Source organism: Variovorax sp. Varisp85 (assembly GCF_047304045.1).
In the GTDB taxonomy this organism is placed as follows: Bacteria; Pseudomonadota; Gammaproteobacteria; order Burkholderiales; family Burkholderiaceae_C; genus Variovorax.
In genome coordinates this window covers 99,596-114,146 of record NZ_JBGLYN010000003.1, presented here as the reverse complement: position 1 = coordinate 114,146, position 14,551 = coordinate 99,596, and the positions used below count along the sequence as shown (strand labels likewise).

Sequence of the window (14,551 nt, the reverse complement as noted above, 5' to 3'; positions counted from 1 at the left end):
ACCTTTGGAGTAATTTCAATGTCTACCACCATGCGCGAAATGCTGGAAGCAGGTGTCCATTTCGGTCACCAAACCCGCTTCTGGAACCCCAAGATGGCCCCGTTCATCTTCGGCCATCGCAACAAGATCCACATCATCAACCTGGAAAAGTCGCTCCCGATGTTCCAGGACGCGATGAAGTACGCCAAGCAGCTCACCGCCAACCGCGGCACGATCCTGATGGTCGGCACGAAGCGCCAGGCCCGTGAAATCGTGGCTGCCGAGGCTCGCCGCGCCGGCGTGCCTTTCGTCGACACCCGCTGGCTCGGCGGCATGCTGACCAACTTCAAGACGGTCAAGACCTCGATCAAGCGCCTGAAGGACATGAAGGCCCAGCAGGAAGCCGGTCTCGACTCGCTGAGCAAGAAGGAGCAACTGACCTTCTCGCGCGAAATCGAGAAGCTCGAAAAGGACATCGGCGGCATCCAGGACATGACCGCGCTGCCCGACGCCATCTTCGTGATCGACGTGGGCTTCCACAAGATCGCCGTGGCCGAAGCCAAGAAGCTCGGCATTCCGCTGATCGGCGTGGTGGACTCCAACCACTCGCCCGAAGGCATCGACTATGTGATTCCTGGCAACGACGACTCGTCGAAGGCTGTCACGCTGTACGCCCGCGGCATCGCTGACGCGATCATCGAAGGCCGCAACAGCGCCACCGGTGACGTGGTCAAGGCCATCGCCGAAGGCAGCGACGAATTCGTCGAAGTCGAAGAGGGCGCTTCGGCCTGATAGGCGCGCTCGCGAGCCTGAAGAAGGGGCTTTGGTGCCCCTTTTTTTTAACCTGATTTTTGGATTTACGGAGATACAACAATGGCTGCAATCACCGCAAGCATGGTCGGCGAACTGCGCGCAAAGACCGACGCGCCGATGATGGAATGCAAGAAGGCCCTGACCGAGGCCGACGGCAACATGGAAAAGGCCGAAGAGCTGCTGCGCATCAAGCTCGGCAACAAGGCTGGCAAGGCATCGGGCCGCATCACTGCCGAAGGCGTGGTCACGGCATTCGTCGATGGCGCTGCCGGCGGCATGATCGAAATCAACTGCGAAACCGACTTCGTCACCAAGAACGACAGCTTCCTGGCCATGGCCAACGCTGCCGCGATGCTGGTCGCCAAGAACAACCCGGCCGACATCGCTGCGCTGGGCGCGCTGCCTTACGAGCAGGACGGCTTCGGCCCGACGCTCGAGGACGTGCGCAAGGGCCTGATTGGCAAGATCGGCGAGAACATGAGCTTTCGCCGCTTCAAGCACTTTGCCGGCAACGGCAAGCTGGCTTCGTACCTGCACGGCACGCGCATCGGCGTGATGGTCGAGTTCGAGGGCGACGATACGTCGGCCAAGGACGTGGCGATGCACATTGCCGCCATGAAGCCGGTCGCCATCCAGGCGTCGGACGTGCCTGTCGAGCTGATCGAAAAAGAGCGCGCCGTGGCTGCCGGCAAGGCTGCCGAAGACCGCAAGGTAGCCGAGGCCGAAGGCAAGAAGCCGCAGCCCGACGACATCGTTGCCAAGCGCATCGAAGGCGGCGTGCAGAAGTACCTGAAGGAAGTCTCGCTGCACAACCAGCCGTTCGTGAAGAACGACAAGCAGACCGTCGAGCAGATGCTCAAGGCCGCCGACACCTCGATCAAGGGCTTTACCTTGTACGTGGTCGGCGAAGGCATTGAGAAGAAAGTTGACGACTTCGCTGCGGAAGTTGCCGCGCAGGTCGCAGCAGCCAAGGCCGCTGCCTAAGCCTTTCGGGCTCCAGCGACGGTGCGCCACGCGTGCCGTCGCTTTTTCATCGCTACGTTTTACACTCGTCCCCGCCAAATCAAAGGAAATTGCCCATGTCTGATGCCCGCCCAGCCCACAAGCGAATCTTGTTGAAGCTGTCGGGAGAGGCATTGATGGGCGATGACGCCTTCGGCATCAACCGCGCCACCATCGTGCGCATGGTGCAGGAAGTGGCCGAGGTCGTGAACATGGGCGTCCAGGTGGCGGTCGTGATCGGGGGCGGCAACATCTTCCGCGGCGTCGCGGGTGGCTCGGTCGGCATGGACCGCGCCACGGCCGACTACATGGGCATGCTGGCCACCGTGATGAACTCGCTGGCGCTGGCCGACGCAATGGACAAGCAGGGTCTCGTGGCCCGCGTGATGTCCGCTATTGCCATCGAGCAGGTGGTCGAGCCCTATGTGCGCCCCAAGGCCCTGCAATACCTCGAAGAGGGCAAGGTCGTGGTGTTCGCGGCCGGCACGGGCAATCCGTTCTTCACCACCGATACGGCCGCCGCGCTGCGCGGCGCCGAGATCGGCGCCGAGCTCGTGCTCAAGGCGACCAAGGTCGACGGCGTCTATACCGCCGACCCCAAGACCAACCCCGATGCAACGCGCTACGCCACGCTGACTTTCGACGAGGCGATCGCAAAAAATCTCGGCATCATGGATGCCACGGCCTTCGCGCTGTGCCGCGACCAGAAGCTGCCGATCAAGGTGTTCTCGATCCTCAAGAACGGTGCGCTCAAGCGCGTCGTGATGGGCGAGGACGAGGGCACGCTGGTGCATGCCTAGGAGTATTTGAGATGACCATTGCAGACATCCGCAGTGCGACCGACGCGAAGATGAATCAGTCGCTCGCCGCATTCCAGAACAACCTCACCAAGATCCGAACGGGTCGCGCCAATTCGGCGCTGCTCGACTCGATCCACGTCGAGTACTACGGCTCGCAAGTGCCGCTGAGCCAGGTGGCCAACGTGTCGGTGCTCGACTCGCGCACCATCAGCGTCCAGCCCTGGGAAAAGGGCATGGGCGCCAAGATCGAGAAGGCCATCCGCGAAAGCGACCTGGGCCTGAATCCCGCCTCGATGGGCGACCTGATCCGCGTGCCGCTGCCCGCCATGAGCGAAGAGCGCCGCAAGGAAATGACCAAGCTGGTCCGCAACGAAGGCGAAACCGCCAAGATCGCCACGCGCAACCTGCGCCGTGACGCGAACGAGTCGGTCAAGAAGCTGGTCAAGGACAAGCTGGCCTCCGAAGACGACCAGAAGCGTGCCGAAGCCGAGATCCAGAAGGTTACCGACCGCCACATCGCGGAAATCGACCGCCTGGTCGCGGCCAAGGAAGCGGAGATCATGGCCGTTTGAGGCTCGCCATGGCCTCGTCAGCGCCGCGCATTCCCCACCACGTTGCCATCGTCATGGACGGCAACGGCCGTTGGGCGACGCGACGTTTCCTGCCTCGCGTCGCGGGGCACAAACAGGGCGTCGAAGCGCTGCGGCGCTGTGTCAAGGCCTGCGCCGATCGCGGCGTGGGCGTGCTCACGGTGTTTGCGTTCTCCTCCGAGAACTGGAATCGGCCCGTCGAGGAAGTCTCCGGGCTTATGGAGCTGATGGTCGGGGCGCTCGCCCGCGAGGTGCCCAAGCTCAGCAGCGACGGTGTGCGGCTGCATTTCGTCGGCGAGCGGGGCGGCCTGTCACCGAAGATGGTGAAGGGCCTGGTCGACGCCGAGGTTGCCACGGCACACAACACGCGCATGGTGCTCAACGTCTGCTTCAACTACGGCGGCCGCTGGGACATCGCGCAGGCCGCCGCCAGGTTGGTGGCGCAGGGCGAAGCGATCACCGAGATCAGCCTCGACCGCGCCATGGCCCTGGCCCACGTGCCCGACCCTGACCTGTTCATCCGAACGGGCGGCGAGCAGCGGTTGTCCAATTTCCTGCTCTGGCAGAGTGCCTACGCCGAGCTCTTCTTCAGCGACAAGCTGTGGCCCGAATTCGACGAGGCCGCGCTGGACGAGGCGATTGCCGCGTTCCAAGGCCGCGAGCGCCGCTTCGGCCAGACCTCGGCACAGGTTTCGACGGCTGCGGCCTGAAGACCTCACAACCTCACGCATGCTCAAACAACGCATCCTCACGGCGATCGTGCTGCTCGCGATCCTGCTGCCGGCGCTGTTCTACCGAAACTACATCCCTTTTGCCTGCGTCATGCTGGTCTTGATCGGCGCGGCCGCTTGGGAGTGGGGGCGCCTGAACGGATACGGCCAGCGGCTGTCGGTATTCCTCGGCTTCGAGATGGTGGTGCTGTGTGCGCTGTCCTGGTGGCTGGGGTTGCTGGAGCGGCCGCTGGTGCTGGTGTGGACCCTGGCCAGCGCAGCCTGGGTGCTGGGCGGTGCGGCCCTGCTGCGCGTGGCGGTGCCGGGCTGGCCCCGCATTCCGCGTGGGCTGCGGCTGGTCGGCGGCCTGCTTGCGCTCTGGGTGGCGTGGCTTGCCGCGGTGCAGGCGCGCATGATCGGCATCAACTTCCTGCTGTCGATCCTGGTGCTGGTATGGGTGGCCGACGTGTTCGCCTATTTCGCCGGCCGTGCCTTCGGCCTCAGGTTCACGCGCAACAAGCTCGCGCCCGCGATCAGTCCCGGCAAGAGCTGGGAAGGTGTCTGGGGCGGCATGATCGGCGTGGTGGTACTGGCCTTTGCCTGGGCCTGGGCCGACAAGGCCACCGGCGCCGCCGTGGCCAGCCTCTACACCCGTCTCAACGAGCGTGGCTGGTGGCTCTTGCTGCTCGCCGCGTTGTTCCTCTCGGCCATGAGCGTCGTGGGCGACCTCGTCGAATCTCTCATCAAGCGCAGTGCCGGCGCCAAGGACAGCAGCCGGCTGTTGCCCGGCCACGGTGGTGTTCTCGACCGCGTGGATGCCCTCTTGCCGGCGCTTCCCATTGCCATGATGCTGGCTTTCCTGTGAACTCACTCAGAAGACAACGCGTCACGGTGCTCGGCTCGACCGGCTCGGTCGGCGTGAGCACGCTCGACGTCATTTCGCGCCACCCCGAGCGCTTTGAGGTGTTCGCGCTTTCGGCTGCCACCAAGGTCGACGAGTTGCTGGCGCAGTGCGCCCAGTTCTTGCCGCGGTTCGCGGTGATGGCCAGCGCGCCGCATGCCGCGATGCTGGCTGAAAAGCTGAAGCAGAACAGCCTGAAGACGGTTGTCTTGATGGGCGATGGCGCTCTCGAAATGATAGCGTCCCATGACGAAACGGATGCCGTCATGGCCGCCATCGTCGGTGCCGCGGGCCTGGGCCCGTGCCTGGCCGCCGCGCGCGCCGGCAAGCGCCTGCTGCTGGCCAACAAGGAGGCGCTGGTCGTCGGCGGCGAGCTCTTCATGCGTACCGTGCGCGAGGGCGGCGCCACGCTGCTGCCTATCGACAGCGAGCATTCGGCCATCTTCCAGTCGCTGCCCGAGGACCCATCCACCTGGGCACGGCGCATCGACAAGATCATCCTGACCGCCTCGGGCGGTCCGTTCCGTACGCGTGCTCCGGAAACCCTGGGCACGGTAACGCCCGAGCAGGCCTGTGCCCATCCGAACTGGGTCATGGGCCGCAAGATTTCGGTCGACTCGGCCACCATGATGAACAAGGCGCTCGAGGTGATCGAGGCGCGTCACCTGTTCGGCGTCTCGCCCGAGCAGATCGAGGTCGTCATCCATCCGCAGAGCGTGGTGCACTCGATGGTGCAGTTCACCGATGCATCGGTCATCGCACAGCTCGGTACGCCCGACATGCGGGTGCCGATCGCGGTGGGCCTGGCCTGGCCCGAACGCATAGAGAGCGGCGCCGCGCGGCTCGACTTCCGGCAGATGGGTTCGCTGACCTTCGAATCCCCCGATGCGACGCTCTTCCCCGGGTTGGGCCTTGCATGGCACGCGCTGCGCGCCGCACCGGGCACGACGGCGGTGCTCAACGCTGCCAACGAGGTTGCGGTGGAAGCTTTCCTGAGCCGCCGCCTTCGGTTCGATTGCATTCATGCGGTCAACATGGAAACTTTGGAAGCAGTCTCTCCCTCCAAGCCGGCATCGCTGGCCGACCTGCTGGCGATCGATGCCAGCGCCCGTGCGGCGGCCAATGCCGCTGCGCTGCGCTTCGCAGCCTGACGTACCCCCTCAAGAGACCAAGGATCCCGATGCTGCTCACAGTCATAGCCTTCGTGGTCGCGCTCGGTGTCCTGATCGCGGTGCACGAATACGGGCACTACCGCGTGGCCGTTGCCTGTGGCGTCAAGGTCGAGCGCTTCTCCGTCGGATTCGGCAAGGCGCTGTTTCGCTGGCAACCGAAGCGCCAGCATCCGGGGCAGCAGACCGAATTCGTCATCGGCGCCTATCCATTGGGTGGCTACGTCAAGATGCTCGACGAGCGCGAAGGGCCGGTTGCGCCCGAAGAGCGTCATCGCGCCTTCAACACCCAGTCCCTGCGTTCGCGAGCGGCCATCGTTGCGGCGGGGCCTATTGCCAATCTGCTGCTGGCCGTCGTGCTTTACACCGCGGTCAACTGGATCGGCGTGCAGGAGCCGGTCGCCAGGCTTGCGCGGCCGGTGGCGGCTTCGCTGGCAGAGGCAGCGGGCCTGCGCGGTGGCGAACAGATCACCCGGGCGGGCTTCGATGGAGACCTTTCACGGGTGCAGTCCTTCGAGGACCTGCGCTGGCGCATGACGCGCGGCGCGCTGGATGGACACGACCTGACGCTCGAAGTGGCGGGCGAGGGCGGCCGGCCGGCGCGGCAACTGGTGCTGCCGCTGAGCCGCATGGAGGCCAAGGACGCTGATCCTCAAATGTTCCGCAAGATCGGCGTGCTGGCCCCCCTGACCAGGCCCGAGATCGGTGAAGTCATGGCAGGTGGCGCGGCCGAGAGTGCCGGTCTTCGCAACGGCGACGTGGTGCGTGCCATCGGCGGCACGGCCATCGTCGACGGGCAGCAGCTGCGTGAAGCGATCCGGGCGTCGGTCGATGGCGGCGAGCCGCGCACGCAGGCCTGGCAGGTCGAGCGCGGTGGCAGGTCGCTCACGATCGACGTGAAACCCGAGGTGCGGGAAGAGGGCGGCAACAAGGTCGGTCGCATCGGCGCGTACGTCGGTGCGCCGCCCGAAATGGTGACGGTGCGTCAGGGGCCGATCGACGGTGTCTGGCGCGGCGTGGTGCGCACCTGGGAGGTCTCCGCGCTGACCGTGCACATGATGGGCAAGATGGTCATCGGCGAGGTTTCGCTCAAGAACCTGAGCGGTCCGCTCACGATCGCCGACTACGCGGGCAAGTCCGCAAGCCTCGGCTTCACTCAGTATCTGATCTTCCTGGCGCTCATCAGCGTGAGCCTCGGGGTCCTCAATCTCATGCCGCTGCCGGTCCTCGATGGTGGACACCTGATGTATTATCTTTGGGAGGGCCTGACCGGCAAGAGCGTCTCCGACGCCTGGATGGAACGGCTTCAGCGCGGGGGTGTGGCCCTGCTGCTGGTCATGATGTCGGTCGCACTCTTCAACGACGTCACGCGGCTCTTTGGTTAACTTTCAGCCGGCCCTTTCCGTGCCGGTTCAATTCACAGATGAACAAAAACTTCAGTCGCTTTCGCCTGCGTAGCGTTGCCGCGGTGGTCGCCAGTGCGCTCGCCGCCACGGCAGCTTGGGCCGTCGAGCCTTTCACGGTGCGCGACATTCGCGTCGAAGGCCTGCAACGCGTCGAAGCCGGCACGATCTTCGCATCGCTGCCGCTGCGCGTGGGCGATACCTACAGCGACGAGCGCGGCTCGGCCGCCATTCGCGCGCTGTTCGATCTGGGGTTGTTCAAGGATGTGCGCATCGACGTGAACGGCAACGTGCTGGTGGTGATCGTTGAAGAGCGGCCGACCATTGCAGACGTCGATTTCGTTGGTGCGAAGGAGTTCGACAAGGCGGCTCTGCAGAAGGCGCTGCGCGAAGTCGGTCTGGCTGATGGCCGTCCCTACGACAAGGCGCTGGCCGACCGTGCCGAGCAGGAACTCAAGCGCCAGTACGTGAGCAAGAGCCTCTACAACGCGCAGGTCGTGACCACCGTCACGCCCATCGAGCGCAACCGCGTCAACCTGACCTTCACCGTGACCGAAGGCGATTCGGCCCGCATCCGCGAAGTGCACGTGGTGGGCAACAAGGCCTTCAGCGAATCGACGCTGCTGAGCCTGTTCGACCAGGACAGCGGCGGCTTCATGAGCTGGTACACCAAGTCGAACCAGTACTCGCGCGCCAAGCTCAATGCCGACCTCGAAACCCTGCGCTCGTACTACATCACGCGCGGCTATCTGGAGTTCCGCATCGACTCGACCCAGGTTGCCATCTCGCCGGACCGCAAGGACCTGACGGTGACCGTGAACATCACCGAAGGCGAGAAGTTCGTGGTGTCGAGCGTCAAGCTCGACGGCAACTACCTCGGCCGCGACGAGGAGTTCAAGTCGCTCATTACCATCAAGCCGGGCGAGCCCTACAACGGCGAGCAGGTCACCGAGACCACCAAGGCCTTCAACGACTATTTCGGCACCTTCGGCTACGCGTTCGCACGCGTGCAGGCGCGCCCCGAGATCGACCGTGTCAACAACCGGGTCGCGCTCACGCTGCAGGCCGAACCTTCGCGCCGCGTGTACGTGCGGCGCGTGTCGGTGGGCGGCAACAACAAGACCCGCGACGAAGTCATTCGCCGCGAGTTCCGCCAGTACGAGGCCTCCTGGTACGACGGCGACAAGATCAAGCTCTCGCGCGACCGCGTGGACCGCCTGGGGTTCTTCACCGAGGTGAATGTCGATACGCAGGAAGTGCCCGGCTCGCCTGATCAGGTGGACCTGACAGTCAACGTGGCCGAAAAGCCCACCGGCAGCCTGCAGCTCGGCGCCGGCTACTCGAGCGCCGAGAAGGTCGCACTGACCTTCGGTATTTCGCAGGAAAACGTGTTCGGCTCGGGCAACTTCCTCGGCGTGCAGGTCAACACCAGCAAGTACAACCGCACGTTGTCGCTGACGACGACCGACCCGTACTTCACGCCTGACGGCATCTCGCGCACGATCAGCGTGTATCACACGACGACACGGCCGTATTCGACGACCATCGACGGCGACTACAAGCTGGTCAACCAGGGCGCTTCCATCCGCTTTGGCGTTCCGTTCAGCGAGGTCGATACGGTCTTCTTCGGCATCGGCCTGGAGCGGTATGCGTTCGATCCGAACAAGACGACGGCACTCGCGGGCTTGACCACGCCGCGTTCCTACCTCGACTACTTCCAGTGCCATCTCAACACGAGCCCTGTGAGCAACGGCCCGCTGCTGCCGCCGACACCGGCCGGCTGGCTCGTCACGGGCTGCTCGCAGGACAGCGTCTGGGGCGTGCCGCTGAGCGTAGGCTGGGGCCGGGACAACCGCGACAGCGCGCTGATTCCGACCACCGGGCGGCTGCAGCGTGCCAACCTCGAACTGGGGGTGGCGGGCGACATGAAGTACGTCAAGACGAACTACCAGTACCAGCAGTTCTTCGCGATCAACAAGCAGTACACCTTCTCGATCAACGGCGAAGTCGGCTATGCCAAGGCGCTGGGCGGCAAGGTCTATCCGATCTTCAAGAACTTCTACGCGGGTGGTCTCGGCTCCATTCGCGGCTTCGAGCAAAACTCGCTGGGTCCACGCGACGTGCCGCTGTTGGGCCAGAGCGAAGGTGCTGCTTTGGGCGGCACCAAGAAGGCCATCTTCAACGCGGAGCTGAGCACGCCGTTCCCGGGGGCCGGCAACGACCGCACGCTGCGCCTGTACGGCTTCTTCGACGTCGGCAATGTGTTCGGCTCGCGTGCCGCCGGACTGACCGACGAGCAATGGAAGGCCGAGAAGAAGCTGCGCGCTTCCGTCGGCCTGGGCATCAGCTGGATCTCGCCGCTGGGCCCGCTGCGCCTCGCCTACGCCTTCCCCATCAAGTCCCAGAAGGAAGTAGGGGTCCCGCTGACGCCCGGCTACATCCCGAAGGATAGAATTCAGCGCCTCCAATTCCAGATCGGAACGTCTTTCTAAATGAAGCATTTGATTCGCGCCGCGGCAGGCGTGTTGTTGATTCCCGCTCTCGCGTTCGCTGCGGTGCCCGCCCAGGCGCAGGAAACCTTTCGCATCGGTTTCGTGAACCCGGACCGCGTGCTGCGCGAGGCGCAGCCGGCCAAGACTGCCCAGGCAAAACTCGAAGCCGAATTCCTGAAGCGCGAGAAGGATCTGACTTCGCAGGGCGACGCCCTGAAAGCGGCCTCGGAGAAGTTCGAGCGCGAGGCACCCACCCTGTCGGAAAGCCAGCGGGCAGCGCGCCAGCGCGGGCTGGTTGACCAGGACCGCGACTTTCAGCGCAAGCGGCGCGAGTTCCAGGAAGACCTGAACTCGCGCAAGAATGAAGAGCTCCAGCAGGTCTACGAGCGCGCCAACCGCGTGGTGAAGCAGGTGGCCGAGGCCGAGAAGTACGACGCCATCCTGCAGGAGGCGATCTACATCAATCCGAAGCACGACATCACCGACAAGGTGATCAAGGCGCTGAACGCGTCGGTCAGCTCTTCTGCGCCTGCGGCCGGCAAGTAGCGCCGGGAGCCGGCGTGTCACTGCAGCTCGGAGCCATCGTTGACGCCCTTGGGGGCGAACTTCATGGCGATGCGGCGCTGTCCATCGAGCGGTTGGCGCCGCTGCAGAATGCGCAGCCCGATGCGCTCAGTTTCCTGAGCCATCCCAAATACCAGCAGGAATTGGCGGCTTCGAAGGCCGCTTGCGTGATCGTGTCGCCGGCCATGCGCGAGGCGGCTGCGGCGCGTGGCGCTTTCATCCTCACGCCGGATCCGTACTTCTACTTTGCCCGCCTGACACAGCTCTGGAAGGCGCACCACGCGCGTCCGGAAGCCGATCGCATCCATCCCAGCGCAGTGATCCATGCTGAGGCGCAAGTCGATGCCACTGCGCGCATCGGCGCGCTGTGCGTGGTGGAGCGGGGCGCGCGCATCGGTGCGGGCACTGTGCTGAAGTCCCGGGTGACGGTCAGCGAAGACTGCACCATCGGCGAGCGCTGCCTGCTGCACCCGGGCGTGGTCATCGGTGCCGACGGCTTCGGCCTGGCGCCGCACGAGGGGCGCTGGATCAAGATCGAACAGTTGGGTGCGGTGCGCATCGGCAACGACGTCGAGATCGGCGCCAACACCTGCATCGACCGCGGCGCGCTCGACGACACAGTGATCGACGACGGCGTGAAGCTCGACAACCTGATCCAGATCGGCCACAACGTGCGCGTCGGCAAGAACACCGCCATGGCGGGCTGTGTCGGCGTGGCTGGCAGCGCCACCATCGGTGCCAACTGCACCTTCGGCGGCGGCGCCATCGTGCTGGGCCATCTGACGGTGGCCGACGGCGTCCACGTGTCCGCCGCAACCGTGGTTACCCGTTCGATCCACAAGGCCGGCCAATACACCGGCATGTTTCCCATCGATGACAATGCGAGCTGGGAAAAGAATGCGGCAACGCTCAAGCAGTTGCACAGCCTGCGCGAACGACTGAAGGCGCTGGAGAAGGCTCCCTCGAAAAAATGACGACGATGCAGGAACAGAAAATCATGACAAAGCCAGCGATAGCGCTCGATATCCATCAAATCCTCAAGCTGCTGCCCCACCGCTACCCGTTCCTGCTGGTGGACCGCGTACTGGACATGGAAAAGGGCAAGCGCATCACGGCGCTGAAGAACGTGACGATGAACGAGCCGTTCTTCAACGGCCACTTCCCGCACCGTCCGGTGATGCCGGGCGTGCTGATGCTCGAAGCCATGGCCCAGGCCGCGGCCCTGCTGTCGTTCCACTCGCTCGACATCGTGCCGGACGACAACACCGTCTACTACTTTGCCGCCATCGACGGCGCACGCTTCAAGCGGCCCGTGGAGCCCGGTGACCAGTTGACGCTCGAAGTCGAGATCGAGCGCATGAAGGCCGGCATTTCCAAGTTCAAGGGCCGGGCCCTGGTGGGCAGCGAACTCGCCTGCGAGGCGACGCTGATGTGCGCCATGCGCCAGATCAACTGATCCGGCCGCAGTCGTTTCCACAAGGCATGACCCAGGTTCATTCGACCGCACTCGTCGACCCCCAGGCCGAACTCCACGCCTCGGTGTCGGTCGGTCCCTATACCGTGATCGGTCCGCACGTGCGGGTGGGCGCGGGCACTACCATCGGCGCGCATTGCGTGATCGAGGGGCGCACGACCATCGGGCGCGACAACAGGATCTTCCAGTTCTCGTCGCTCGGCGCCATTCCCCAGGACAAGAAGTACGCGGGCGAACCGACCGAGCTCGTTATCGGCGACCGCAACGTCATTCGCGAGTTCTGCACTTTCAATCTCGGCGTGCCGGGGGCGGGCGGCGTGACGCGCGTGGGCGACGACAACTGGATCATGGCGTACACGCACATCGCGCATGACTGCCAGGTCGACAACCACACCACGCTGTCCAACAACACCACGCTGGCCGGCCACGTTCACCTCGCAGACTGGGTGACGGTCGGCGGGCTCACCGGCATTCACCAGTTCGTCTCGGTGGGGGCGCATGCCATGCTCGGCTTCGCAAGCGCGGTGTCGCAGGACGTGCCGCCTTTCATGCTGGTCGACGGCAATCCGCTGGCAGTGCGCGGCTTCAACATCGTCGGCCTGCGGCGGCGCGACTTCTCTGCCCAGCGGCTTGCAGCGGTGAAGCAGATGCATCGCCTGCTATACCGTCAGGGCAAGACGCTCGAAGAAGCGCGCCTGGGCATTGCCGCGCTCGCGACGGAAATGCCGGAAGCTGCAGGTGACGTCGCGCTGATGGAGTCCTTCCTCGCCAACTCGACGCGCGGCATCGCGCGCTGACGTGACCGCGATGCAGAAGGACGGACAGCGACGCTTCGCGCTGGTCGCGGGCGAAGCCTCCGGCGATCTGCTCGCGGGTTTGCTGCTCGATGGCCTCCAGGCCCGTTGGCCGGATCTCCAGACCGTCGGCATCGGCGGCCCCCGCATGCTGGCCCACGGCTTCCAGAGCTGGTGGCCGCAGGAAAAGCTCGCGGTGCGCGGCTACGTCGAGGTGCTGCGGCACTATGCCGAGATCGCCGGCATCCGCCGCCAGCTGAAGACCCGTTTGCTGAGCGAACGGCCCGAGCTGTTCATCGGCGTCGATGCGCCCGATTTCAATCTCGATCTCGAAGCCGGGCTGCGCAGCCAGGGCATCAAGACCGTGCATTTCATCTGCCCTTCGATCTGGGCCTGGCGGCCGAAGCGCATCGAGAAGGTCCGGGCTGCAGCCGACCATGTGCTGTGCATCTTCCCGTTCGAGCCCGAACTGCTCGAAAAGCAGGGTGTTGCCGCGAGCTACGTGGGGCATCCGATTGCCAACGTGATCCCGATGACACCCGACCGCGCCGCGGCCCGCGCCGCGATCGGGTTGGCGTCCGAGGCTCAGGTCGTCGCCTTGTTGCCGGGCAGCCGCCGCTCCGAGATACGCTACCTGGCGGACCGATTCTTCGCCGCCGCCGCGCTGATGCAGAAGGCCCGGCCGGCGCTCCAGTTCGTGGCGCCCATCCTTCCGAGGCTGCGCTCCGAGGTCGAGGCCTTGCTCCAGGCCAGCGGCATGACGGGCCGGGTGAAGCTGCTCGATGGCCAGTCGCACACCGCACTGGCCGCCTGCGACGCCACGCTGATCGCCAGCGGCACCGCCACGCTCGAGGCGGCGCTGTTCAAGCGGCCGATGGTCATCGCCTACAACATGAACGCGCTCTCGTGGCGCCTGATGCAGCGCAAGCAGTTGCAGCCGTGGGTCGGCTTGCCCAACATCCTGTGCCGCGAGTTCGTGGTGCCCGAACTGCTGCAGGAAGCCGCCACGCCCGAGGCGCTGGCCCAGGCCACGCTCGCCTGGCTCGACGAGCCCGAAAAGACGCGGGCCCTGCAACAAAGATTTTCCGAGCTGCACGTGCAATTGCAGCGCGATACGCCGACACTTTGCGCCGATGCGATCCAGAAAGTTCTTGAAAGCTGAGCAAGCCCGTTTGGTGTGGGACGCGCCGGGCCTGCTCGCAGGCGTGGACGAGGCCGGTCGCGGCCCGCTGGCGGGCCCCGTGGTGGCCGCGGCGGTGATCCTCGACGACACCCGGCCGATCCGCGGACTGGCCGATTCCAAGACCCTCACACCTTTGCAGCGCGAGCGCCTGCACGACCAGATCCTGGCCAAGGCCCTTTGCTGCTCCATCGCCCAGGCGAGCGTCGAGGAAATCGATACGCACAACATCCTGCAGGCCACGATGCTTGCGATGCGGCGCGCGGTCGAGGGCTTGCGCCTGAAGCCGGCCAAGGTGCTGGTCGACGGCAACCGCCTGCCGACGCTGGACGTGCTGGCCGAAGCCGTGGTCAAGGGCGATGCGCTGGTCAAGGCGATTTCGGCTGCGTCCATCCTGGCCAAGGTCCATCGCGACCGTCTCTGCGAGCAATTGCACGTCGAATTTCCGAACTACGGCTTTGCCGGCCACAAGGGCTACGGCACGCCGGAGCACCTGGAAGCGCTGCAGCGCCACGGCGCCTGTGTGCATCACCGCAGGTCGTTCAGCCCGGTTGCCGCCGCGCTGGCTCGGACGGCAGCGGGTACCGCGCAGGTCGTCGAGACTGAGTCTGTCGCGCCCACGGTGTTCGCGGCAACGGTCGAGACCGTGCACCTCGACCTGCGCGCTGCGCCCTGACTCT

General features: G+C 65.0%; 15 protein-coding genes. All 15 read left to right on the top strand.

Translation table 11 applies throughout. The features are described 5' to 3' along the window. The first annotated feature begins 18 nt into the window (after positions 1-18). The 15 genes from rpsB to rnhB all read left to right on the top strand — a co-directional run bounded on the left by rpsB (position 19) and on the right by rnhB (position 14,547). Positions 19-771, top strand: a complete 753-nt coding sequence (rpsB, locus tag ACCC97_RS02750; RefSeq protein ID WP_007836997.1) for a 30S ribosomal protein S2 — start codon at positions 19-21, stop codon at positions 769-771. A gap of 81 nt (positions 772-852) precedes the next feature. After that, positions 853-1,776 (top strand): translation elongation factor Ts, encoded by a 924-nt coding sequence (gene tsf, locus ACCC97_RS02745; RefSeq protein ID WP_007836995.1) that lies wholly within the window; start codon positions 853-855, stop codon positions 1,774-1,776. 95 nt (positions 1,777-1,871) lie between these two features. Next, entirely contained in the window at positions 1,872-2,594 is a 723-nt protein-coding gene (gene pyrH / locus ACCC97_RS02740; protein ID WP_007836993.1) for a UMP kinase, read from the top strand. A gap of 11 nt (positions 2,595-2,605) precedes the next feature. Continuing rightward, positions 2,606-3,166 carry a ribosome recycling factor gene (gene frr / locus ACCC97_RS02735; protein WP_007836991.1) on the top strand — a complete coding sequence of 187 codons (561 nt, stop codon included), beginning with the start codon at positions 2,606-2,608 and terminating at the stop codon, positions 3,164-3,166. Positions 3,167-3,174: 8 nt separating this feature from the next. Further along, positions 3,175-3,894, top strand: coding sequence for a polyprenyl diphosphate synthase (uppS, locus tag ACCC97_RS02730; RefSeq protein WP_007836990.1), 720 nt, complete (start codon positions 3,175-3,177; stop codon positions 3,892-3,894). A gap of 19 nt (positions 3,895-3,913) precedes the next feature. Beyond that, positions 3,914-4,759 (top strand): phosphatidate cytidylyltransferase, encoded by an 846-nt coding sequence (locus tag ACCC97_RS02725; protein WP_413315777.1) that lies wholly within the window; start codon positions 3,914-3,916, stop codon positions 4,757-4,759. Beyond that, entirely contained in the window at positions 4,756-5,946 is a 1,191-nt protein-coding gene (gene ispC, locus ACCC97_RS02720; protein ID WP_413331519.1) for a 1-deoxy-D-xylulose-5-phosphate reductoisomerase, read from the top strand. The genes ACCC97_RS02725 and ispC overlap by 4 nt, the downstream gene beginning before the upstream one ends. A 29-nt stretch (positions 5,947-5,975) precedes the next feature. Further along, complete coding sequence (rseP, locus tag ACCC97_RS02715) at positions 5,976-7,349, top strand: RIP metalloprotease RseP (protein WP_413331518.1); 1,374 nt, start codon at positions 5,976-5,978, stop codon at positions 7,347-7,349. A 38-nt stretch (positions 7,350-7,387) separates the two neighbouring features. Next, positions 7,388-9,859 carry an outer membrane protein assembly factor BamA gene (bamA, locus tag ACCC97_RS02710; RefSeq protein ID WP_007836984.1) on the top strand — a complete coding sequence of 824 codons (2,472 nt, stop codon included), beginning with the start codon at positions 7,388-7,390 and terminating at the stop codon, positions 9,857-9,859. Then, positions 9,860-10,405, top strand: a complete 546-nt coding sequence (locus ACCC97_RS02705; RefSeq protein WP_007836983.1) for an OmpH family outer membrane protein — start codon at positions 9,860-9,862, stop codon at positions 10,403-10,405. Positions 10,406-10,419: 14 nt separating this feature from the next. Further along, a complete protein-coding gene (gene lpxD / locus ACCC97_RS02700; RefSeq protein WP_007836982.1) occupies positions 10,420-11,397 on the top strand; it encodes a UDP-3-O-(3-hydroxymyristoyl)glucosamine N-acyltransferase in 978 nt (325 codons plus the stop codon). 23 nt (positions 11,398-11,420) lie between these two features. Next, the gene (gene fabZ / locus ACCC97_RS02695) at positions 11,421-11,879 is read left to right on the top strand and encodes a 3-hydroxyacyl-ACP dehydratase FabZ (RefSeq protein ID WP_007836981.1); all 459 of its coding nucleotides are present in this window, start codon (positions 11,421-11,423) and stop codon (positions 11,877-11,879) included. 26 nt (positions 11,880-11,905) lie between these two features. After that, positions 11,906-12,694 carry an acyl-ACP--UDP-N-acetylglucosamine O-acyltransferase gene (gene lpxA, locus ACCC97_RS02690; RefSeq protein WP_007836980.1) on the top strand — a complete coding sequence of 263 codons (789 nt, stop codon included), beginning with the start codon at positions 11,906-11,908 and terminating at the stop codon, positions 12,692-12,694. A gap of 10 nt (positions 12,695-12,704) precedes the next feature. Further along, the gene (gene lpxB / locus ACCC97_RS02685; protein ID WP_413331516.1) at positions 12,705-13,853 is read left to right on the top strand and encodes a lipid-A-disaccharide synthase; all 1,149 of its coding nucleotides are present in this window, start codon (positions 12,705-12,707) and stop codon (positions 13,851-13,853) included. Further along, on the top strand, positions 13,825-14,547 hold the full coding sequence (gene rnhB / locus ACCC97_RS02680; protein ID WP_042674028.1) for a ribonuclease HII: 723 nt from the start codon (positions 13,825-13,827) through the stop codon (positions 14,545-14,547). Before lpxB ends, rnhB begins: the two co-directional genes overlap by 29 nt. The last annotated feature ends 4 nt before the right edge of the window (positions 14,548-14,551 follow it).